The sequence below is a fragment of the Dorea sp. 210702-DFI.3.125 genome (genome assembly GCF_020560945.1).
Taxonomy (GTDB): Bacteria; Bacillota; Clostridia; order Lachnospirales; family Lachnospiraceae; genus Dorea; species Dorea formicigenerans.
On record NZ_JAJCNF010000018.1, the window covers coordinates 41175 to 64379 of the forward strand.

15 protein-coding genes and 1 pseudogene are annotated in these 23205 nt (G+C 42.4%); all 16 read right to left on the minus strand.

Annotated elements, in window-relative coordinates; genetic code table 11:
• Positions 1-12: 12 nt before the first annotated feature.
• The 16 genes and pseudogenes from LI164_RS09810 to LI164_RS09885 all read right to left on the minus strand — a co-directional run bounded on the left by LI164_RS09810 (position 13) and on the right by LI164_RS09885 (position 23122).
• Positions 13-1353 carry a TrkH family potassium uptake protein gene (locus tag LI164_RS09810; protein WP_227087053.1) on the minus strand — a complete coding sequence of 447 codons (1341 nt, stop codon included), beginning with the start codon at positions 1351-1353 and terminating at the stop codon, positions 13-15.
• Positions 1354-1507: 154 nt separating this feature from the next.
• Positions 1508-1603, minus strand: a pseudogene (locus LI164_RS16330) (potassium-transporting ATPase subunit C); the annotation flags it as partial.
• 233 nt (positions 1604-1836) lie between these two features.
• Positions 1837-3234: a 23S rRNA (uracil(1939)-C(5))-methyltransferase RlmD gene (gene rlmD, locus LI164_RS09820; RefSeq protein WP_227087054.1), complete on the minus strand. Its 1398-nt coding sequence runs from the start codon at positions 3232-3234 to the stop codon at positions 1837-1839.
• Positions 3235-3344: 110 nt separating this feature from the next.
• Positions 3345-4286 (minus strand): 3'-5' exoribonuclease YhaM family protein, encoded by a 942-nt coding sequence (locus tag LI164_RS09825; protein ID WP_005338523.1) that lies wholly within the window; start codon positions 4284-4286, stop codon positions 3345-3347.
• A gap of 109 nt (positions 4287-4395) precedes the next feature.
• Positions 4396-5676 (minus strand): S1C family serine protease, encoded by a 1281-nt coding sequence (locus LI164_RS09830; protein ID WP_227087055.1) that lies wholly within the window; start codon positions 5674-5676, stop codon positions 4396-4398.
• 61 nt (positions 5677-5737) lie between these two features.
• Complete coding sequence (locus LI164_RS09835) at positions 5738-7150, minus strand: cell wall metabolism sensor histidine kinase WalK (protein WP_227087056.1); 1413 nt, start codon at positions 7148-7150, stop codon at positions 5738-5740.
• 32 nt (positions 7151-7182) lie between these two features.
• The gene (locus LI164_RS09840) at positions 7183-7887 is read right to left on the minus strand and encodes a response regulator transcription factor (RefSeq protein WP_005330374.1); all 705 of its coding nucleotides are present in this window, start codon (positions 7885-7887) and stop codon (positions 7183-7185) included.
• Between the two features lie 24 nt (positions 7888-7911).
• Positions 7912-10287, minus strand: a complete 2376-nt coding sequence (locus LI164_RS09845) for an endonuclease MutS2 (RefSeq protein WP_227087060.1) — start codon at positions 10285-10287, stop codon at positions 7912-7914.
• 179 nt (positions 10288-10466) lie between these two features.
• Complete coding sequence (locus tag LI164_RS09850; RefSeq protein WP_005338531.1) at positions 10467-10688, minus strand: FeoB-associated Cys-rich membrane protein; 222 nt, start codon at positions 10686-10688, stop codon at positions 10467-10469.
• 19 nt (positions 10689-10707) lie between these two features.
• Entirely contained in the window at positions 10708-12894 is a 2187-nt protein-coding gene (feoB, locus tag LI164_RS09855; RefSeq protein WP_227087057.1) for a ferrous iron transport protein B, read from the minus strand.
• Positions 12895-12927: 33 nt separating this feature from the next.
• A complete protein-coding gene (locus LI164_RS09860) occupies positions 12928-13146 on the minus strand; it encodes a ferrous iron transport protein A (RefSeq protein ID WP_005338535.1) in 219 nt (72 codons plus the stop codon).
• Positions 13147-13159: 13 nt separating this feature from the next.
• Positions 13160-13372 carry a FeoA family protein gene (locus LI164_RS09865; protein WP_005330360.1) on the minus strand — a complete coding sequence of 71 codons (213 nt, stop codon included), beginning with the start codon at positions 13370-13372 and terminating at the stop codon, positions 13160-13162.
• 19 nt (positions 13373-13391) lie between these two features.
• On the minus strand, positions 13392-13634 hold the full coding sequence (locus LI164_RS09870; RefSeq protein WP_005338537.1) for a Fur family transcriptional regulator: 243 nt from the start codon (positions 13632-13634) through the stop codon (positions 13392-13394).
• A gap of 272 nt (positions 13635-13906) precedes the next feature.
• The gene (gene rpoC / locus LI164_RS09875) at positions 13907-17581 is read right to left on the minus strand and encodes a DNA-directed RNA polymerase subunit beta' (RefSeq protein ID WP_227087058.1); all 3675 of its coding nucleotides are present in this window, start codon (positions 17579-17581) and stop codon (positions 13907-13909) included.
• Positions 17582-17595: 14 nt separating this feature from the next.
• Positions 17596-21468: a DNA-directed RNA polymerase subunit beta gene (locus LI164_RS09880; protein ID WP_117606923.1), complete on the minus strand. Its 3873-nt coding sequence runs from the start codon at positions 21466-21468 to the stop codon at positions 17596-17598.
• A gap of 343 nt (positions 21469-21811) precedes the next feature.
• The gene (locus LI164_RS09885; protein WP_255642371.1) at positions 21812-23122 is read right to left on the minus strand and encodes a GntP family permease; all 1311 of its coding nucleotides are present in this window, start codon (positions 23120-23122) and stop codon (positions 21812-21814) included.
• Positions 23123-23205: the final 83 nt, after the last annotated feature.

The following is a 23205-nucleotide window of genomic DNA, read 5'->3' on the forward strand; positions in this document are numbered from 1 at the left end:
TTTTTATTCTCCTTAACCTACTGTAATTTTTTCCTGAGGATATTTTGAACCGTTAGGCTTTTTTTCAGAAATGGTAGCAAAAATCAAGGTCAATCCTCCCACTCTGCCAAAAAACATCAGGCAAATCAAGATTATATGGGAAACAAGCCCCAGGTCAGGAGTTATTCCCAACGATAACCCTACCGTCCCGATTGCCGACGCCGTCTCAAACAAAGCGGTCATAAGTGGAATATCTTCTGTTCTGCAAATTACCATTCCTCCGACAAGGAATAAAACGATATACATCAAAAAAATCGTAGCTGCATTTCTGATAGTGCCATCCGGAATTTGTCTGCCGAAAAAATGGGTGTGTTCCTTTTTTCTAAATACAGATAATGCCGATGAAACGAGAACTGCAAGAGTTGTCGTTTTCATACCACCTGCAGTGGAACCAGGCGAGCCACCGATGAGCATCAGCATAATAATAAGCATTTGCCCAACTTCACTGAGTAAAGTCAAATCTGCCGTATTGAATCCTGCTGTTCTCGGCGTAACGGATTGAAACAAAGAAACCCCTACTCTTTCTGTAAGAGGTACATTTGAAAACTCAAAATAAAAAAAGTAAAGAGCCGGTAAGAATATCAATATTCCTGTTACCATAAAAATCACCTTGCTTTGCATCCGGTATTTTTTAAAATGCCATTTATGATTCTTTATATCCTCCCAGGTAAGGAATCCAATACCTCCTGCAATAATCAGCATCATAATTACAAGATTTACAAGCGGCTGTACAGAATAAGAGGTCAACGAGGAAAAAGGGGTTCTTATACCGATTAGATCAAATCCTGCATTGCAAAAAGCAGAAATAGAATGGAACAGCGAATACCATATTCCTTTCCAAAACCCAAAGTCCCTGCAAAAAACAGGGGCTAAAAGAACCGCACCAATGATTTCGATAAGAATAGTAGTCCGAATAATAAATTGCGTTCTCCGCACAATACCACCCACCGTTGGGGCCGAAATTGCCTCTTGCATGGTACTTCGCTGCATCAACCCAATTTTGCGTCCGGAAACAACAGCAATCGCAATAGCAATCGTAATAATTCCCATACCTCCGATTTGAATCAGCAATAAAATAACTCCTTGGCCAAATAAAGACCAGTAGGTTGCCGTATCATTAACAACCAGTCCCGTCACACAAACCGCAGAAGTTGCGGTAAACAAAGCATCCAAAAAGGAAGTACACTGACCGCTTTTTGTAGCAATCGGCAGCATCAAAAGCAGACTGCCTAAGAGAATCACGGATAAAAACCCTAAACTAATCACTTGAAATGATGTTATATGTCGATGTCTTGATCTGTTTGCCTGTTGCATAACTATATCCCCATAATCTTAATTTCTTTTTTATATTTCCTTTATTCTATCTTTATTTGTATTAAATGGGCGTAAGTAAGTTTGTTTTGAAATTAAGATTGTGTAAAGATGAGCAGAAGTCTGAAATCTTTTGCTCATCTTTTGAGAATGCTAGTTACAGGATACCGTCCAACATCAAATTGACTTTCAGAACATTTACTGTTTTCTCTCCAAAAACACCTAAAAATCTACTGTCGGTGCATTTTTCAATATTTGAATAAAAGAAAAGGACACTCATCTTCCAGAAGTTCTGAAAACAAGCGTCCTTTCGGTTTTTCTCTATGCTATTGAATAAAAAACGTTAATTCTATCCGAATGTGTTTCCTCATACCAGATGCAATACTACTGACACTTCGATGCCATTCCTAATCTGCTTTTTCTTGCCCTGTTTGCCTGTTGGTGTGAAACTCATATATCTCGCAAAGTGCCTGAATCTAAGGGTTTCTACGAATTCGCTCGATGTAGACAACACACGACTTCCACATGCACCGTGTTCGGGAATTGATCAACTGGCGTGATTTTTTTTAGTTCATATCCATTTTCTCTTAGGAACTTAACATCTCTTGCCAATGTTGCACTGTCGCAGCTAACATATACAACTTTTTCTGGCTGCATGTCTACAATGGTCTGTAGCAATGATTCCTCGCAGCCTTTGCGTGGCGGATCCACAACGATCACATCTGCGTGAGCCGTTTCGCCACCGTGGCTTTCCTGATATTCACGGTAATATTCCGGCAGAACTTCCTCTGCCTTGCCTACATAGAATTCCGCATTCGTAATATCATTGATCTTCGCATTATTCCTTGCATCGTCAATGGCCTGCGGTACGATTTCCACTCCATATACCTGCTTTGCATTCTGAGCAAGGAACAGGGAAATGGTTCCGATTCCACAGTAGAGATCCCACACCGTCTCATTTCCATTTAAATCTGCATAATCAAGCGCCAGTCCATACAATTTCTCAGTTTGTACCGGATTGACCTGGTAAAATGAAAGCGGGGAAATCTGATATTTTACATTTCCAATATAATCCGTGATGTACGTCTGCCCCCAGAGCAGTTTTATTTCATTTCCCATGATGACATTGGTTTTTGCCTTGTTCACACTGATTGTGATGCTTGTCATTCCTGAGATTTTACATAATTTATCCACAAGTTTTTCTGCGTGTGGCAGTTTTTCCCCATTAATCACAAGACAAACCATGATTTCATCAGTTTTGAATCCATAACGGATGAGAACATGACGCACCAGCCCCTTATGCTTCTCCTCGTCGTATGCAGAAATGTGATTATTCTCCATAAAATGCAGAATAATCTCGAGAATTTTCTGATTGACCGCTACGCCCAGTGCACAGTCTGTATTCGGAATGATGCTGTGGGTTCTTCCTGCGTAAAATCCAGTGATGATGTGTCCTTCTTTGTCTGTTCCAATTGGGAACTGCGCTTTATTTCGATAATGAAATGGCTCTTCCATGCCAACAATAGGCTGCATAACTTTGTCAAGAAGTTCTGTCGGAACTTCTCCGATCCGTTCCAGATTACCACGGACTTTTCCTTCTTTAAATGCAAGCTGGGCTCCATACTTCATCTCCTGAATCTGGCAGCCACCACATCTTCTTGCCATCGGACACGCTGGCTTTTCTACACGATTTTCAGATGGCGTAACAATATTCATAAGTCTTGCATAACCGTAGTTCTTCTTTGCCTTCACAATCTTGGCTTCAACCACATCACCGATAATCGCATCTTTTATAAATAAAGTATACCCATCTACTTTACCAATGCCTTCTCCCCCGACACCAATATCTTCAATTGCCACTGTAACCAAATCATTTTTCTGCATATTCATACCTCATAATAAGAATTGGGGCACCCCTTTTTACAAAAAGGGACACCCTTAATCACTGGTGGGGACGTAGTATTTTTACGTTTTGCTACGTCCCCATTACATTACTATATTGTTGTTTTTCTTAAGTTTGACTCGAACAATCTGTTATATCCAAGCCACTCTCCGGCTTTTTTGTCTTTGAATATTTCTTTTAATGTCTGCATCTTGGCGTCTGCGTTGTCGGCAAGATTTAGTGCCATGGCTTCTGCCAGTGCCGGTTTTTTCGGGGACCCGTATTCTAACTCTCCGTGGTGTGCCACGATGCAGTGTTTCAGCTCGCTTGCAAGCTGTTTTGGGAATTCCGGAATCTCGCGGATTGCATCATCGATCATCTCGATTCCGATAATGATATGACCAAGAAGCTGTCCATCGTCTGTGTAATCATTTTCCGGGAATGGTGACAACTCAATTGTCTTTCCGATATCGTGGCACATAGCTGCTGTGTAAAGCAGGTCTTTATTGAGAATATCATACTGTCCAACCATATACTCGCAGAATTTCACAACACTCAATGTGTGCTCCAAGAGTCCTCCGGCAAATCCGTGGTGTACACTCTTTGCTGCGGAATGTCCTTTGAATGTGCGAATGAATTTCTCGTCTTTTTCAAAATAATACTCGATCACTCCACGCAGATACGGATTGCTGATCTGTCTTCCGTAGGAAAGCAGTTCTTCGTACATCCCATCTACGCTTTTTTCTGTCGAAGGCATATAATCTGCAGGTATGTATTCGCCTTCCTGTGCTTTTCTGATCTGGCGGATGTTCAATTGAAGATTGTTATTATAACTGATGACATCTCCGAATACTTCAATGAAATCTTTCTCATCATAATCAGCAATTCCATTGGAATTCGGATCCCAGACTTTTCCGTCCAGAGTTCCTGTCTTATCCTGAAGTATCAGATTGTCATACGGCTTTCCATTCCGCGTCTCTGCGGATCTCTTTCCTTTACATAAATATATATTTCGAATTGTTTCTCCTTCTACAAGAGTATCAATATATCTCATAATTCGTGCCTTTCTTTTCTTAATTTTATATCAGTCAGCTTCCGCTGACATTTGTTCACTTTTTTCTGTTATTGTTGCAACACACCATCATGGTTTCGCATAATATTCCTTACTGTTTATACCCAACTGTGACTCCAAAGTCAATATCCACATATTCTCCTCCGGTTCCCTGACGTTTTCCACGAACAAGAATTTTATCTCCCACATTTTGCTTCATAAGCGTATTATGATAACCAAGAAGATTGATGATATCTGTATCTGCAATATTGGTAATGATATCACCACTCTGAATGCCTGCTGCCATAGCCGGAGATCCTGCATCGACTTCTTTCACATAAACACCTTGTGGAATTCCCTGTCCCTGCATCTCGCTGCTTACCTCTACACCGGACACTCCAAGATATGGTACATTTTTCCCATTAGAAAGTAATTCTATCACATCTTTGATATCAGAAATTCCATATCCGGAAATCTTATTTGTCTGATTATCTGTTCTGACAGAAGTGTTGATAATTCCAATCACCTCTCCACGGATATTCACAAGAACTCCGCTTCCGGAAATATCTCCTGCCACATCCGTATAAATGGTCTGATACTGTCCATCTGCCTTATCCAGATAATTTTCGCCAGACTCGATTACACCATATCCGGCAATCGTATCACAGCCATACAATTTCCCGACAGCAATAACTGTATCGCCTTCGGATACAACTTTTGAGCCGCCAAGTGTCGCTGTCTCAATCTGTGCCCATACATCATCCGCAATATTCTTTCTCTGAACTGCATAAACACACAGTCCCAGCCCTGCATCCCGGCTCTTCAAGATGGCATCGCACTGACTGTCTCCAGAAAATGTAACACGGATGATCTTCGCGTCTTTTACCGGAAGCTCTCCTGCGAGAATCAGAAGTTCCTGACCATTATCTGCCACGATCATTCCGGAAATACTCTTTTCCTGATCTTCCTGATCTTTCGAAAATTCCTCTTCTGTAACAGCGCCCTGAATCTCTACAACACTTTTTCTCACTTCTCCTGACACCTGCTTCAGATTATTCAGCATTTCCTGATAGGTTTCTGTTGTCAGAACGGTTTTTTGTTCCTGGACTTGTTCCTCTTCCTGCTGCGTCTGCTCTTCTTCCTGCTGTTCGTCCTGTGGAATTGTTACTTCCGTCGGATTTTCTTCAAATCTCTTCTCCACCCACGGTTTGCACGCAAAAAAAGTAAAGCAGGCCACCAGTCCGAATATTAATCCTAACTGAATCCTTCTAAGGACGTCGTGTTTCCACTTCGCCTGATCTCCTGCCTCATCTTTAATGATTTCCTGTAAAAAAGAATACTCCTCTTCTTCCGAGTTCTGCTTTTGCTCTAATGGCTCTTTCTCATCTTTCATGCGTACACGCAGGCTCCTTTACAAACCTTATATTCAACAAAGAAGATATTTACAGTATACCTTATCCCTCTGCCTTCGGCAACGAGAAAATGAACTCGGTACCGACACCTTCTGTACTGACTACATTAATATTTTCACCGTGAGCCTGTATCGCCTCTTTGACAATTGCAAGCCCAAGGCCAGTTCCTTTTTTATCTTTTCCACGGGACAGATCGGATTTATAAAATCTCTCCCAGATCTTATTCAGTGCATTTCTCGGAATTCCAATTCCATAATCTTTGACCGACGTGTAGATCTTATCCCCACGTTCGGTCGTTTCAATCGTAATGATTGAATCCTGGTCACTGAATTTGATCGCATTATCAAGCAAATTGTAGAGCACTTGCTGAATCTTTCGCTTATCTGCTACTACTTTCAAATGCTTTCTGGCAAAGACCAGCTCAATAGAAATCTTTTTCTGCGTACAACGTCCCTCAAAGGAGGCTGCCACATTTTTAATCATTTCATGAATGTCAAATGGAACTTTATCCAGTAATAAATTCTTCGTATCGAATTCATTCAACGTAAGGAGATCCTTGGTCAGATCGGTCAGTCTCTCTGTCTCAAATAAAATGATATTCAGATATTTCCCCTGCATTTCCGGCGGGATTGTCCCATCTGCAATTGCCTCTACATACCCTTTGATCGATGTTAAAGGAGAGCGGAAATCATGTGACACATTTGCCACAAATTTCTTCTGATAATCCTCCATATCCCGAAGCTGGGAAGACATGAAGTTCAGCGATGCTGACAGATAACCAATCTCATCTTCTGTGTTCACAGGAATCTCATAGTCCAGATTACCGGACGCATATTGTTTCGCTGCCTCGGTTATCTTGCAGAGCGGTCTGTACACGATAAACTGAATTCCAAGCAAAATGGAAAATGACAACAGATAGATGACTGCAAGTGTGATATACGCTGCATTCATTAATGTAATCTGTAATTGTCCAATCTGAGTCATGCTTTTGTGTATCAGCAGATACCCTTGTGTGGAATATCCATGTACAACCGGTGCAATGACTGTGATCATATCTTCTTTAAAATAATCGTGATATGTTCCGACTTCATACTTTGCGCTGCCAATTTCTGCCGGGTTAAAATCTTCAATCGCAGTCGGTGCTGTCGGATATCCGTCGGAATGTGCGGAAGTGATCATATTACCTTCCCGGTCTACGAACCAGACTGCCCCGTCCAGATGCGCTTCCATTCCAACAAGTTGTGTATGGACAGCACTTTCATCCATCTGTCCAAGGAAATAATGTGGCAGATACTCATTTGCCACCAGGTTCGCTTCCTGATAAACATCCGCAGCCAGATCCCGTTCAAGAGGTTCTTCTGTCAATGTTCTTGTAAGCGTTGCTACTGTGAACAAACTCATGAACCCGAAAATCATATATATGATGATAAATTTTAAATACAATGTACTTTTCATACAATGCCTCTTCTATGTGGTTTCCTGATCTGTTACTTTACTTCAAACTTGTATCCAATGCCCCATACGGTGGCAAGTTTCCAGCCATTATGATCTTTGATTTTCTCGCGCAAACGCTTAATATGCACATCAACAGTACGGGTATCTCCAATATACTCATATCCCCAGATTTGATCCAAAAGCTGCTCTCTTGTAAACACCTGATTTGGCGAAGATGCCAGGAAGTAAAGAAGCTCCAGCTCTTTCGGCGGCATCTCCACATTCTGCCCATCGACCAGAACAGAATAATTCGTCAGATTGATCTCGATTCCCGGGTATTCCACACATTTTCCCTTATCTACTGCAGGAACCTCTGGTTTCGGCACTGCTTGATAACGGCGGAGCACTGCTTTTACGCGCGCCACAAGCTCTTTTGAATCAAATGGCTTCATAATATAATCATCGGCTCCAAGCTCCAGACCAAGTACTTTATCAAAAACCTCCCCTTTTGCGGAAAGCATGATAATCGGTGTATTTGCCCGCGCACGGATCTCGCGACAGACCTGATACCCGTCAATACCCGGAAGCATCAAATCTAAAAGTACCAGATTCGGGTGATAGGTGTCGAATGCTACAAGCGCCTTCTCCCCGTCATGAACCATCATCGTGTCAAAACATTCTTTTGCAAGATACAAAGATACAAGCTCTGCAATTGCCTCATCGTCATCCACGATCAAAATTTTCTGTTTATTAACCATTATTTATTCTCCCTGATTTTTGAATTATTTCAGTTCTACAATCGTCACTCCGGCATCTCCTTCGCCAAATGCTCCTAATCTGTAAGATTTCACATGTTTCTGACGTTTCAGATATTGGTGGATGCCCGCTCTTAAAGCTCCGGTTCCTTTTCCGTGTACCACGCGCACACTTGTCAAATGTGCCAGAGACGCATCGTCCAAATATTTATCCAGCTCTGCGACCGCCTCGTCAACGGTCTTTCCAAGCAGATTGATTTCCGGGCTTACGGACAAAGATTTGCCCATCTTCACCTTACCCTTGCTTGTTCTTGCAGCAGTCTTTTTCAGATATGCCGGCTTCTCATCAACAATCTCCAGATCAGAAATGTGTACTTTTGAGCTAAGAATTCCCATCTGAACCATAAGGTTGCCTTTTGTATCTGGCAGTGAATGCACTGTTCCGGTCAGATTCATGCTCAGAACTTTAACCGTCTCGCCTAATTTAAAATCAGATGGCTTATACTGCTTCTTCGGCTTCTTCACTTCCTCTGTCATGCCCTCGCGTGTCTTCTCCATCTTCTTTCTCAGGCGCTCACGCTCTTTTTCCATCTCCGTTGCCGAAACATTAGCCTTTCCAAACTTATGAAAGTTACGCATTGTCTCATCTGCTGTCTCTTTGGCATCTGCCAGAATCGCATGTGCTTTTTCATTCGCTTCTCGTAAAATGCGGTCACGCTGTTCTTCCAGCTTTTCTTTCTTCTGCGCCGTCTCCTGCTTCAGAGCTTCCAGCTCACGGCGGTAAGCCGCAATCTCTTCCTGTTCTTTCGCGATGGTTCGTCTGCTGCTCTCCAGATCTGTCAGCAAGTCCTCAAAAGATTCGTCCTGCTCCGTCAAATGTGTCTTTGCTTCCTCGATAATATAATCCGGAAGTCCCAGTTTTCCTGCAATTGCAAATGCATTACTCTTTCCTGGGATTCCAAGAAGCAGTCGATACGTCGGGCGAAGTGTCTCCACGTCGAACTCACAGCTCGCATTTTCTACCCCTGGTGTGGACAAGGCATAAACCTTTAATTCACTGTAATGCGTAGTCGCCATAGTACGGATTCCCTGACAATGCAAATGATTCAATATTGCTGTTGCCAGTGCCGCACCCTCAGTCGGGTCAGTTCCAGCTCCAAGCTCGTCAAAAAGTACAAGTGAATCTTCATCCACCTGCTTGATAAATGACACCACATTTGTCATATGTGATGAGAATGTACTTAAGTTCTGTTCAATACTCTGCTCATCACCGATATCTGCATAAACTTCACGGAATACACCCAGTTCAGAACGGTCCAGTGCCGGAATGTGAAGACCTGCCTGCCCCATGAGCTGGAATAATCCAACTGTCTTAAGTGACACAGTCTTACCACCGGTGTTCGGTCCTGTCACAATCAGAAGATCAAAGTCCTCGCCCAGTGTCAGACTGATCGGAACGACTTTCTTCTTATCTAATAACGGATGTCTTCCCTCTCGGATACGGATTCTTCTCTCCTGGTTGAACATCGGTTTGCTGGCATTCATATCCAATGCAAGAGCTCCTCTTGCAAATATAAAGTCAAGCTCTGTCAATGTTGCATAGTCCGTACGGATTTCAGAAACATATTCTGCTGCGTCTGCACTCAACCTGGCAAGAATGACCTGAATTTCTTCCTGTTCCTTTCCATATAATTCTTTCAGATCATTATTCAGCTTTACAACTGCCATCGGCTCGATAAATAAAGTAGAACCTGTTGATGACTGGTCATGGATCATTCCCGGGATCTGACCACGGTATTCGGCCTTGACCGGGATACAGTAACGATCCCCACGCATCGTAATAATCGGATCCTGCAAATATGTGCGGAGTGAACCATTCACCATGGAAGACAATGTTGCATGAACCTTATCATTAATCTGCCCCATAGCACGACGGATTCTCTTAAGCTCCGGACTTGCATCATCACTAATCTCATCTTCTGCCGGAATACATCTGCGGATTTCCGTGGACAAAATAGATACAGGAACAAGCTGTTCAAAGTATCCGTCCAATATATCCTGCATATCATCTGCATTGTCATGGCGCCCGTAATTCTTCACATGTCCTGCTGTCTCCAGAACCTTACATATGCGAAGTAACTCCCCACTTCCAAGTGTTCCTCCGATTTCCAGACGCATCATAGATTCACTTACCGGACTACAGCCTCCAAAAGATGGACGTCCTTTCTTTACGATCCGTGTAAATGCTGCGGCCGTTTCTTCCTGCATTCTCTCAATTTCAGAGATTTCCGTCTTTGGTTTTAATTTTCTGCAACGCTCCTGGCCTCCAAAAGAACCTGCGTGCTCTGTCAGTTTTTCAATTATTTTATTGTATTCTAATTTGTATAAAGATTTCTTATTCATCATATTCACCTAGCATTTATTTTACCCTATTTGCGTCCCATTGAAAAGAGCAAAGCGCAAAAGAAAATCCCTGCAAATGAAACTCATCTGCAAGGATTTCCCTGTCTATTCACACATTTATTCACACATAAGATTATTATACATCATATGACTTAAATCTAAGTCATACATTTTCCAGACTAGCACCCGCCACAGCCGCCGCAGCCACTCTGACTATTACTATTCTTTGGATTATGACAGGAGTGTGGACAATTGGCACACCCACAATCACATCCGATAAATGTACCACTTCTCTTCTTCTTTTGTATCATGCCTCTTATAATCCATGCTACAATCGCAATTATTACAAGCGCTACAATCATTGTAGATAAAATACTTGTCTGTGCTGCCAATGCCATCATAAAATCTCCTTCTTTCTGCTTATTTAGAAGCTGCTTTTACACTTGAAACTGTATTAGCCTTAAGTGATGTACTCTCTTTGTAAGGACGGAACAGCATGTAAAGGAAACCGATCAGAATTACGATTGCAGCTACTGTTCCGATACCGAATCCGCCACCTGTGAAGAGTGTACCAAACTGGAAGATGCAAAGAGATACGAGGTAAGCAAGTAAGCATTGATATCCGATTGCGAACCAGAACCATTTTGTGTTGTTCATCTCTCTCTTAATAGCTCCCATTGCTGCGAAGCAAGGTGCACACAGAAGATTGAATACGAGGAATGAGTAAGCTGCGATCTGTGACATGCTGTTTGCAAGTGTTCCCCAGATTTCCTGTCCGTCTTCTGCAACTTCTGCAAATCCGAAGAGCTGTCCGAATGTACCTACAACATTTTCTTTTGCTACCAGTCCTGTGATTGCAGCAACTGCCATCTTCCAGTTCCCCCATCCAAGAGGTGCGAAGATCCATGCAATCAAGTTACCGATCTTAGCAAGGACACACTCTGCCTGAGCTGCCTCCATGGCTGCTCCCTCAAGTCCATCGAAGTTCAGCATTCCGAATCCAGCATCTGTCCAGCCGAAGTTCAATAAGAACCAAACAACGATTGTTGATAATGTAATAATTGTACCAGCTTTTTTGATAAATGACCAGCCGCGTTCCCACATACTTCTAAGAACGTTGCCAACTGTCGGCATATGGTATGCAGGAAGCTCCATTACAAATGGCGCCGGATCTCCTGCGAACATCTTTGTTTTTTTCAGGATGATACCAGAGCAGATGATTGCTGCGATACCAACAAAGTAAGCACTTGGTGCTACCCATGAAGCGCCATCGAAAAGTGCTCCGGCGATCAGGGCGATAACTGGAAGTTTCGCTCCGCAAGGGATAAATGTTGTTGTCATAACAGTCATCTTACGGTCACGGTCATTCTCGATCGTACGGGAAGCCATAACTCCAGGAACTCCACAACCTGTTCCGATCAGCATCGGGATAAATGATTTTCCGGAAAGTCCGAACTTACGGAAAATACGGTCCATGATGAATGCGATACGTGCCATGTATCCGCAAGACTCAAGGAATGCAAGGAAAAGAAATAATACAAGCATCTGAGGTACGAATCCAAGTACAGCACCAACTCCGGAGATAACTCCGTCTACGATCAGACCTGTTAACCAGTCCGCACATCCGATTCCTTCAAAGAAGCTCTGAGCTGCCGGAATAATCCACTCACCAAACAATGTATCATTTGTCCAGTCTGTCAATATAGAACCTACTGTTGTTACAGACACATAATATACAAGCCACATAACTGCTGCAAAGATTGGAAGTGCAAGCCATCTATTTGTTACGATACGGTCAATCTTATCAGATGTTGTCAGTTCCTGTGTTTTATTCTTCTTTAAGCAGTCTCCGATAATAGAACCAATGAAACTGTATCTCTCATTTGTGATGATACTCTCTGCATCGTCATCCATCTCTTTCTCTGCACGAGCAATGATATCTTCAACGTCCGGTGCATTTTTCATAGCATCTTTAATCTTATCGTCACGCTCAAATAATTTGATCGCGTAAAATCTTTTCTGCTCTTCCGGAATTTCATATCCAAGTCTGCCTTCAATCTCATTCAGGTAGTTCTCAACTTCCGGTGCGAACTCATGCACAGATTCCTGTCCGGCTTTCTGTCCGGCGTGCTTTACTGCTCTTGAAGCTGCATCTTTGATTCCATCACCTTTCAGAGCAGAAATTGTTACAACTTCACAGCCAAGCTTCTCAGCAAGTTTCTTTGTGTTGATCTCATCACCATTCTTGCGCACAATATCCATCATGTTAATTGCCATAACAACCGGGATACCAAGCTCAAGTAACTGAGTTGTAAGGTATAAGTTACGCTCCAGGTTTGTTCCGTCTACGATATTCAGGATTGCATCCGGACGCTCTGTGATCAGATAATTTCTGGCTACAACTTCCTCCAATGTATATGGTGATAAAGAATAGATACCTGGAAGGTCCATAATTACAACTTCTTTGTCTTCCTTCCATTTTCCTTCTTTTTTCTCAACAGTAACTCCAGGCCAGTTACCAACGAACTGATTGGAACCTGTCAAAGCATTGAAAAGTGTTGTCTTACCACTATTCGGGTTTCCGGCAAGTGCTATCTTCACTCCCATTTTTTACATCCTCCTGTTTTACTCTCTAATTGGTTATTTAACTTCGATCATCTCTGCGTCTGCTTTTCTCAGAGACAATTCATATCCACGTACAGTAACTTCCACCGGATCACCAAGTGGTGCTACTTTACGGACATAAATGCTGGTTCCTTTTGTGATTCCCATATCCATAATTCTTCTTTTTGTAGCTCCCTCTCCATGAAGCTTTACTACGGATACTGTCTGATCAACTTTCACATCTCTTAAAGTCATTCTCCCGTTCCTCCTAGACCATTATTTTATTAGCAATTCCTTTGCTGACTGCAACTCGTGATTCTTTAATCTGGGCAATTATGTTACCCTCGTTACTGGAAATAACTTTCACCTCACTTCCAGCTACGAATCCGAGATTCTCCAGGAATCTTTTTGTTTCTTCATTTCCACCTACCCGGACGATAGATGCACTTTCGCCTGGATTTAACATCGTTAACGGCATCATAATCCACTCCTTCTCCTCACTAAATTCTCACAACCATCTCTTTATGGATCAGTTCCATATCTTCCAACAGTTGCACAGTACGATACACAGTTGCAATTCCGACTTTGTCGTCCTGCTTCTTTGCTGCATAATAAATCTCCTTACAAGAGGAGTATTCATTATTCAATATAATGTGTAAAAGAAGCTTTCTCTGTTCGGTAATCCGATAGCCAGCTTTCTTTAATTGATTTAATACTTCTTGAAATCTCTCTTCTTGGCTCATATATATTACCTCGCACGATTTGAAACTGATTATCATTTCCATCACTTATTATATTGTTAATGATAATCATTGTCAATAATATTTTATCAAAAAAGTTTGTCTTGACTATCTTTTTATGTTTTTTATTAATTGTTCATACATCATTTCTATTTTTTTGTGCATAATGCACTTTAGGCTGCTCCAGAACGGGCAGCCTAAAGGTATTATACAAAAAAAGTACCACCGCACGAATTCGTGCGGCGGTACTTTCATTCAAAACTCTTACGCAAGTCTTATTCTTCTGTTGTAAGTTCATTTTCTTCTAACAGATCATCATCTGAAAAATCTGTATCCAGAATATCTAAATCGTCATCATCATCTAATCCTTCTTCAAAGAACAGATCGTCATCCATAGATAACTCACTATTCAGTCTGATATCACGATACTTTCTCATACCTGTACCAGCCGGGATATGTTTTCCGATGATTACGTTCTCTTTCAGACCTACCAGCGGATCGATCTTTCCTTTGATTGCTGCCTCTGTCAGAACCTTTGTTGTCTCCTGGAAAGAAGCGGCTGACAGGAAGGAATTGGTTGCAAGAGAAGCCTTCGTAATACCCATGATGATCGGCTCTCCGATTGCAGGCTCTTTTCCTTCTGCCTCCAGTACTTCATTCACATCCTCGAACTCAAGTCTGTCTACATTTGTTCCCGGAAGGAACTCTGTATCTCCAGACTCCTCGATACGGATTTTCTTAAGCATCTGGCGAACGATAACCTCGATATGCTTATCGTTGATCTCAACACCCTGCAGACGGTAAACTCTCTGTACCTCCTGGATCATGTAATCCTGAACTGCACGGATGCCTTTAATTCTTAAGATATCATGCGGATTGATACTACCTTCAGTCAGCTCATCACCGGCCTCAAGTTCTGCTCCGTCTGCTACCTTAATACGTGATCCATAAGGAATCAGATATGCTTTTGATTCACCTGTCTCATGATTTGTTACGATAATCTCACGTTTCTTCTTCGTGTCGTTCAAATTCGCAGTTCCTGCAATCTCTGTGATGATTGCAAGTCCCTTAGGCTTTCTTGCCTCAAAAAGCTCCTCGACACGAGGAAGTCCCTGTGTGATATCTCCACCGGCAACTCCACCATTATGGAATGTTCTCATTGTAAGCTGTGTACCAGGCTCTCCGATTGACTGAGCAGCAATAATTCCGACAGCCTCTCCGACCTGTACCGGCTCACCTGTTGCCATGTTGGCTCCATAACATTTTGCACATACGCCACTGTGTGAGCGACATGTAAGGATTGTACGGATCTTAATCTGTGTTAATGGCTCTCCGTTCTCATTTACACCCTTCTTGCAGATCAGTTCTGCACGTTTTGGTGTTACCATATGGTTCTTCTTAACAAGAACATTGCCATCTTTATCTACAATGTCATAGCACAGGTAACGTCCTGTAATACGCTCCTGAAGACTTTCGATTTCTTCTTTTCCATCCATGAATGCTTTTACAAAAATTCCAGGAATCGGTGCATCTTTCTTTGCACAATCTACTTCATGAATGATCAGCTCCTGAGATACGTCAACAAGACGTCTTGTCAGATATCCTGAATCGGCTGTACGAAGAGCTGTATCAGACATACCTTTACGTGCTCCATGGGCAGACATGAAATACTCCAGTACGTCAAGTCCTTCACGGAAGTTTGAAGTGATAGGCAACTCGATTGTATGACCAGTTGTATCAGCCATCAATCCACGCATACCTGCAAGCTGTTTGATCTGTTTGTCAGATCCACGGGCTCCGGAATCAGCCATCATGAAGATGTTATTGTATTTATCAAGACCAGAAAGCAGTGCCTCTGTCAGTTTGTCGTCAGTTGCCTTCCATGTCTCTACAACTTCTTTGTAACGCTCCTCCTCTGTGATGAGACCACGTTTGAAGTTCTTAGTGATGCGGTCTACAGTATCCTGTGCCTGCTGGATCATCTGTGGTTTCTGCGGAGGTACCGTCATATCGGAAATAGATACGGTCATGGCAGCTCTTGTAGAATATTTATATCCAATTGCTTTTACAGCATCCAGAACTTCTGCTGTTGCAGTTGCTCCGTGTGTATTGATAACCTTCTCAAGGATCTGCTTTAACTGTTTCTTTCCTACGTGGAAATCAATCTCCAGAAGAAGTTTGTTCTCCTCTTTTTCACGATCAACAAATCCAAGATCCTGTGGGATGATCTCGTTGAAAATGAAACGTCCAAGTGTGGACTCTACAATTCCTGTTATTTCTTCTCCACCTGGCATTGTCTTTGTCACACGTACTTTAATCTTAGAGTGAAGTGTGATTGCCTGGTTCTCATAAGCAAGGATTGCTTCATTTACACTCTTGAAAATCTTACCTTCTCCTGTAGCACCTGGTCTTTCCTGAGTCAGATAGTAAATACCAAGTACCATATCCTGTGAAGGAACGGCTACCGGACCACCATCAGATGGTTTCAGGAGGTTGTTTGGTGAGAGCAGTAAGAATCTGCACTCAGCCTGTGCTTCTACAGAAAGTGGAAGATGGACAGCCATCTGGTCTCCATCGAAGTCGGCGTTGAACGCTGTACAAACAAGTGGATGAAGCTTGATAGCCTTACCTTCTACAAGAATCGGCTCAAATGCCTGAATACCAAGTCTGTGCAGTGTAGGCGCACGGTTCAGCATAACCGGATGCTCTTTGATGACATCCTCAAGGACGTCCCAAACCTCTGGCTGAAGTCTCTCAACCATCTTTTTAGCATTTTTAATGTTGTGTGCAGTTCCGTTCTGAACAAGCTCTTTCATAACAAATGGCTTGAACAGCTCAATTGCCATCTCTTTCGGCAGACCACACTGGTAAATCTTAAGTTCCGGTCCTACAACGATAACGGAACGTCCAGAATAGTCAACACGCTTACCAAGCAGGTTCTGACGGAAACGTCCGGATTTACCTTTCAACATATCGGACAGAGATTTCAGTGCACGGTTTCCAGGTCCTGTTACCGGACGTCCGCGACGGCCGTTGTCGATCAGGGCATCTACCGCTTCCTGAAGCATTCTCTTTTCATTTCTTACGATAATATCTGGAGCGCCTAACTCAAGAAGGCGTTTCAGACGGTTATTTCTATTGATAATTCTTCTGTACAGATCATTCAGGTCAGATGTTGCAAAACGTCCACCATCAAGCTGTACCATTGGACGAAGATCTGGCGGGATAACCGGAACATTTGTCATGATCATCCATTCCGGTTTGTTTCCAGACTCACGGAAAGCTTCTACAACTTCCAGACGTTTTACGATTCTTGCACGTTTCTGTCCGGTAGCGCCTTTGAGACCTTCTGTCAGATCTTCGTATTCTTTTTCAAGGTCGATTGCCTGAAGAAGCTCTAAGATAGATTCAGCTCCCATTCCAACACGGAAACCTTTTCCCCAGGATTCTCTTGCTTCCTGATACTCCTGCTCAGACAGAACCTGCTTATACTGCAGGTCTGTCTCGCCTTTATCAAGTACGATATAAGAAGCAAAATATAATACTTTCTCCAGTGTTCTTGGAGACAAGTCAAGGATCAATCCCATACGGCTCGGGATTCCTTTAAAGTACCAGATATGAGATACCGGGGCTGCCAGGGCAATATGTCCCATACGTTCACGACGTACACTTGCCTTAGTAACCTCTACACCACAACGGTCACAAACAACACCTTTATAACGGATTTTTTTGTATTTACCGCAGTGACACTCCCAGTCTTTGCTTGGTCCAAAAATTCTTTCACAGAACAGACCATCTCTCTCTGGTTTTAAGGTTCTATAGTTAATAGTCTCAGGCTTTGTTACCTCGCCTTTTGACCACTCCAGAATCTTTTCAGGTGATGCCAACCCGATTTTGATTGCATCAAAAGTCATTGGCTGATATGATTGTTCTTTACTATTTTCTGGCATACAGGCACCCCTTTCTATTCATCATCTGACATGTCATCATAGTCATCAAAACTATCGTCGCCATAATCTGAATCGTAATCGTCTTCGTCCTCTTCCGGTTCCTCATTTACAAGTTCCTCTCCCTGGAACTCCTGAGTTGTATAACCGTGTTTGCCGAAGTCTTCCTCATCACGACGATATTTTCCATCTCCTTCGATCAGTGAGCGGAAGCTGGTCTCTCCCATATCGGAAGTTTCCATAATCTCCACCTCTGTATTGTCATCACGAAGTACACGAACATCCAGTCCGAGAGACTGAAGCTCTTTCAGAAGTACTTTGAATGACTCCGGAATACCTGGTTCCGGAATGTTCTCGCCCTTGATGATCGCCTCGTATGTCTTCACACGACCGATTACATCGTCAGACTTCACAGTCAGGATCTCCTGCAATGTGTAAGATGCGCCATAAGCCTCAAGAGCCCATACCTCCATCTCTCCAAAACGCTGTCCACCAAACTGTGCTTTACCACCTAATGGCTGCTGTGTTACCAGTGAGTAAGGACCTGTTGAACGTGCATGGATCTTATCATCAACCAGGTGATGCAGTTTCAGATAATGCATGTGTCCGATTGTTACCGGGCTGTCAAAATACTCTCCTGTTCTTCCGTCACGAAGACGAACTTTACCATCTCGTGAAATCGGAACACCTTTCCAGAGTTTTCTGTGATCTCTGTTCTCATAGAGATAATCCAGAACTTCCGGAAGCAGCTCTTCTTTATGTTTCTTTTCAAACTCTTCCCAGCTTAAGTTGACATAGTCATTTGCCAGATCAAGAGTATCCATAATATCTATCTCGTTCGCACCATCAAATACAGGTGTAGAAATGTTGAATCCAAGTGCTTTTGCTGCCAGAGACAGGTGAATCTCAAGGACCTGTCCGATATTCATACGTGAAGGCACACCCAGCGGGTTCAACACGATATCAAGCGGACGGCCATTTGGCAGGAACGGCATATCTTCTACTGGAAGTACACGGGAAACGACACCCTTGTTACCATGACGTCCGGCCATCTTATCACCAACAGAGATTTTTCTCTTTTGAGCGATATAGATACGAACAGACTGGTTCACTCCCGGTGACATCTCGTCGCCGTTGCTTCTTGTAAATACCTTGGCATCTACTACGATACCGTACTCACCATGAGGTACTTTCAGAGATGTATCTCTGACCTCACGTGCTTTCTCACCGAAGATTGCACGAAGCAGTCTCTCCTCGGCTGTCAGCTCTGTCTCTCCCTTAGGAGTAACTTTACCAACAAGAATATCTCCGGCACGGACCTCAGCACCGACGCGGATAATTCCTCTGTCATCCAGATTCTTAAGCGCATCATCACCGACACCCGGGATATCACGAGTGATTTCCTCTGGTCCAAGCTTGGTGTCACGGGCTTCTGCCTCATATTCCTCAATATGGATAGATGTATATACATCATCCTGAACAAGTCTCTCACTTAAGAGAACCGCATCCTCGTAGTTGTAACCTTCCCAGGTCATGAATCCGATCAGCGGGTTCTTTCCTAATGCAAGCTCACCATTAGATGTAGACGGACCGTCAGCGATCACATCGCCTTTCTCCACTCTGTCACCCTTGAACACAATTGCTCTTTGATTGTAGCAGTTGCTCTGGTTGCTTCGAAGGAATTTTGTAAGTTTATATTTTTTCAGTTTTCCATCATCCTGGCGGATCTGGATTTCTGCTGATGTTGAACGCTCAACAACTCCTGCTTCCTCAGCGACTACACATACTCCTGAGTCAACAGCAGCTTTTTCTTCCATACCTGTTCCGACTACCGGTGCCTCTGTCATAAGAAGCGGTACTGCCTGACGCTGCATGTTGGATCCCATCAGCGCACGGTTAGCATCGTCATTCTGAAGGAATGGAATCAAAGCTGTAGCAACAGAGAATACCATCTTAGGAGATACGTCCATATAGTCAAATGCTTTTCTCTCATAAGCCTGAGTCTCTTCACGGTAACGACCGGATACGTTCTTATGAACAAAATGTCCTTCCTCATCCAGTGTCTCGTTGGCCTGTGCTACATGATAGTTATCCTCTTCATCCGCTGTCATATAAACAACTTCGTCTGTTACACGCGGATTCTCCGGATCGGAGTGGTCAATCTTACGATATGGAGCTTCAATAAATCCATACTCGTTAATTCTTGCATAACTTGCCAGTGAGTTGATCAGACCGATGTTAGGTCCCTCAGGCGTCTCGATAGGACACATTCTTCCATAGTGGGAATAATGTACATCTCGAACCTCGAATCCGGCACGGTCTCTTGAAAGACCACCAGGTCCTAAGGCAGACAGACGTCTCTTGTGAGTCAGCTCACCAAGCGGATTGTTCTGATCCATGAACTGTGACAGCTGAGAAGATCCGAAGAATTCTTTTACCGCTGCAGTTACTGGCTTTATGTTGATCAGGGACTGTGGGGAAATTCCTTCCAGATCCTGAGTTGTCATTCTCTCTCTTACGACTCTTTCCATTCTGGACAGACCGATTCTGTACTGGTTCTGAAGAAGTTCTCCTACCGCACGGATACGTCTGTTACCCAAGTGGTCGATATCGTCATCATTACCCAGACCATACTCCAGATGCATATTGTAGTTAATAGAAGCCATGATATCTTCTTTTGTAATATGCTTCGGAATCAGATCATGGATATCTCTCTTGATAGCCGCTTTCAGCTCATCGATATCTCCTGCTGTTTCCTCAAGGAGATTTGCAAGTACCGGATAGTAAACAAGTTCTGTTACACCAACCTCTTCCGGATCAATGTCAACAACTTCCTTCAGATCTACCATCATATTAGAAAGAACTTTGACATTTCTCTCTTCTTCCGGTCTGTCGATCCATACATACGGAACAGCTCCGTTCTGGATCCGATCTGCAATTTCTCTTGTCACCTTTGTTCCAGCCTCAGCGATCACCTCGCCTGTAATCGGGCTTACTGCATCCTCCGCAAGAACATGTCCTGAAATACGGTTCTTGAGAAGAAGCTTTTTATTAAATTTATAACGTCCTACTTTCGCCAGATCATAACGTCTTGGGTCGAAGAACATACTTGTGATCAAACTTTCTGCACTGTCAACGGCAAGCGGCTCACCCGGACGGATCTTCTTATATAATTCAAGAAGTCCTTCCTGATAGTTTGTTGCAGCATCTTTCTCAAAACTTGCCATAATCTTCGGTTCTTCACCAAAGAGTTCAATGATCTCCGGATTTGTACCGATTCCAAGAGCACGAATAAGTACTGTGATCGGCACCTTTCTTGTTCTATCTACTCTAACATAAAAAACGTCATTGGAATCTGTCTCATACTCCAGCCATGCACCACGGTTCGGAATGACAGTAGAGGAATAAAGCTTTTTACCCAGCTTATCATGTGCAATTGCATAATAAATACCAGGGGAACGTACCAGCTGACTTACGATTACACGCTCCGCACCATTAATTACAAATGTACCAGTACGTGTCATCAGCGGCAGATCTCCCATAAAGATCTCATGCTCGTTAATCTCATCCGTCTCTTTATTATGAAGTCTTACTCTGACTTTCAGCGGTGCTGCATAAGTTGCATCACGATCTCTGCACTCATCAATGCTGTATTTCACATCATCTTCACACAGTGTGAAATCAACAAGCTCCAGGCTTAATTTACCGCTATAATCTGTAATTGGGGAAATATCTTCAAATACTTCCTTCAATCCTGACTTAAGGAACCAATCATAAGAATCCTTCTGCACTTCAATCAGGTTCGGCATCTGAAGAACTTCTTTTTGTCTGGAATAACTCATTCGTGAGCTTTTTCCGCTTTTCATGGGACGAATTCTGTTCTTTTCCATATTGACGTTTCACTCTCCTCTTATTTTTTTTGTGGTCCGCAAAATGCCCTGTTATCGCTAAAACGACGAAAAAGAGCTTTGTGACTCAGTTTTTCGTGCAATATCATGGCATAACTTTCCACAATAGCGCATTTTTTACTATAGCACAAAGCCCTTTTTATTGTCAAGAGCAAAATCATATTTTTCCATATTATTTTCAATTGTACACTATTTCTTTCAAAAAAGCAAATCCTTAATAAAAATTTGTTAAGATAATGTTTACATCATAATCATATGCTCTTGCAAATCAAAAAAAGTAAAACATCTTCCTTTTGTTGTACATACTCAGTAAATCCACATGTTTTTAACCGATTGCTCCCGGCAAAATCAATGCAAAGATAACTGTTAAAAACATAATAGATACAGACATTATAATCTGAGCCAATGTATATGTCTTCAATCCACCCTTTACATTAAATCCTGACATATTGGACACTACCCAAAATCCACTGTCATTTACATGTCCCACACTTATTCCACCAGCGAGAGCAGCCAATGCAATATAAACCGGATGAACTGATACACTTGGTGCAATCGTTGCCATAATTGTCATCGCTGTAATTCCTGCTACAGTACCAGAACCTTGTGCAATTCTAAATATGCAACCTATAAAATATGCCAAAAGCAAGGTTTTTAATACTGAACCACTATTGATATTCAATGTAGATACAAGTGCGTTCCCGATATCTGTTGCTGCGATTACTGCTCCAAATGATCCTCCGGCACCAGTAATTAATAATACTACTCCAGCCTGCTTTAGCGCTTCATTAGCAGAATTTTCCACTTTATTTTTACCAAGATACTTATAACCAATGAAATATGCACAGAGAGTTCCTATCATAATTGCTATAATTTTATTTCCTAAGAATTGCGCAATCCATGGAACATTTTCGCTGACAGCTAATGCTCCAGTTCCAACAAGAATGCAAAAAACCGGAAGTAAAATTGGAAGTAAAGATACGAAAAAACCTGGCACTTTCTGATTCTCATTCAAGTCTTCTTCAACATAAATTTCCGCATCTTTATTTACATCTTTTTCTGCATCAAAAAATCCTTTATCATGTATTTTCGTATATACAAATACAGATATTAATGTTGCAATTGCACCAATGATCAATCCCATAATAACCATTGTACCAAGATCAAAATTTAAAATACCAGGCGCTGCCAATGGGTTAGGTGTTGGTGGCACAAGCGTCTGTGCAATTCCATCTCCAATCGTCAAAGCTCCCACAACATATGCAAGCGGTTTATTCACTTCCCTTGCGACAGCCACACCGATTGGAATCAGAATAATAAATGTGACATCAAAGAAAACTGGAATTGCTAACACAAAGCCTGCAAATGCCACTGCATATAAAACATACTTATTTGGCACAGCATGTACAATTGTTCTTGCAATTACTTTTGCTGCTCCTGTGTCACTCATCAATTGTCCCAGTATAACACCAAAACCAATTGGCAGACCAATTCCTGCCATCATATTTCCAAATCCAGTACCTATGGTTTCGATAGAATTTACAAATCCTAATCCGCATGTTACACCCATATAAATACTTGCAATAACCAGACTCAATGCCGGATTAAATTTCGGAACAAGTATTAACGCTATCATAATTGCAATTGATATTATTAAATTAAATATAAAGACTTCCCATACCCAAAATGGGACTTGTACCTTGAAAACTCTATATTTCA

Coding starts and splice junctions, on each gene's coding strand:
- LI164_RS09860 (WP_005338535.1), bottom strand. CDS start 13,146: ATGACTTTAAGAGATGTGAAAGTTGATCAGACAGTATCCGTAGTAAAG.
- LI164_RS09825 (WP_005338523.1), bottom strand. CDS start 4,286: ATGAGATATATTGATACTCTTGTAGAAGGAGAAACAATTCGAAATATA.
- LI164_RS09840 (WP_005330374.1), bottom strand. CDS start 7,887: ATGGTTAATAAACAGAAAATTTTGATCGTGGATGACGATGAGGCAATT.
- feoB (WP_227087057.1), bottom strand. CDS start 12,894: ATGGGAGTGAAGATAGCACTTGCCGGAAACCCGAATAGTGGTAAGACA.
- LI164_RS09835 (WP_227087056.1), bottom strand. CDS start 7,150: ATGAAAAGTACATTGTATTTAAAATTTATCATCATATATATGATTTTC.
- LI164_RS09870 (WP_005338537.1), bottom strand. CDS start 13,634: ATGAGCCAAGAAGAGAGATTTCAAGAAGTATTAAATCAATTAAAGAAA.
- LI164_RS09810 (WP_227087053.1), bottom strand. CDS start 1,353: ATGCAACAGGCAAACAGATCAAGACATCGACATATAACATCATTTCAA.
- LI164_RS09885 (WP_255642371.1), bottom strand. CDS start 23,122: ATGATAGCGTTAATACTTGTTCCGAAATTTAATCCGGCATTGAGTCTG.
- LI164_RS09830 (WP_227087055.1), bottom strand. CDS start 5,676: ATGAAAGATGAGAAAGAGCCATTAGAGCAAAAGCAGAACTCGGAAGAA.
- rpoC (WP_227087058.1), bottom strand. CDS start 17,581: ATGCCAGAAAATAGTAAAGAACAATCATATCAGCCAATGACTTTTGAT.
- LI164_RS09845 (WP_227087060.1), bottom strand. CDS start 10,287: ATGAATAAGAAATCTTTATACAAATTAGAATACAATAAAATAATTGAA.
- rlmD (WP_227087054.1), bottom strand. CDS start 3,234: ATGCAGAAAAATGATTTGGTTACAGTGGCAATTGAAGATATTGGTGTC.
- LI164_RS09865 (WP_005330360.1), bottom strand. CDS start 13,372: ATGATGCCGTTAACGATGTTAAATCCAGGCGAAAGTGCATCTATCGTC.
- LI164_RS09850 (WP_005338531.1), bottom strand. CDS start 10,688: ATGATGGCATTGGCAGCACAGACAAGTATTTTATCTACAATGATTGTA.
- LI164_RS09880 (WP_117606923.1), bottom strand. CDS start 21,468: ATGGAAAAGAACAGAATTCGTCCCATGAAAAGCGGAAAAAGCTCACGA.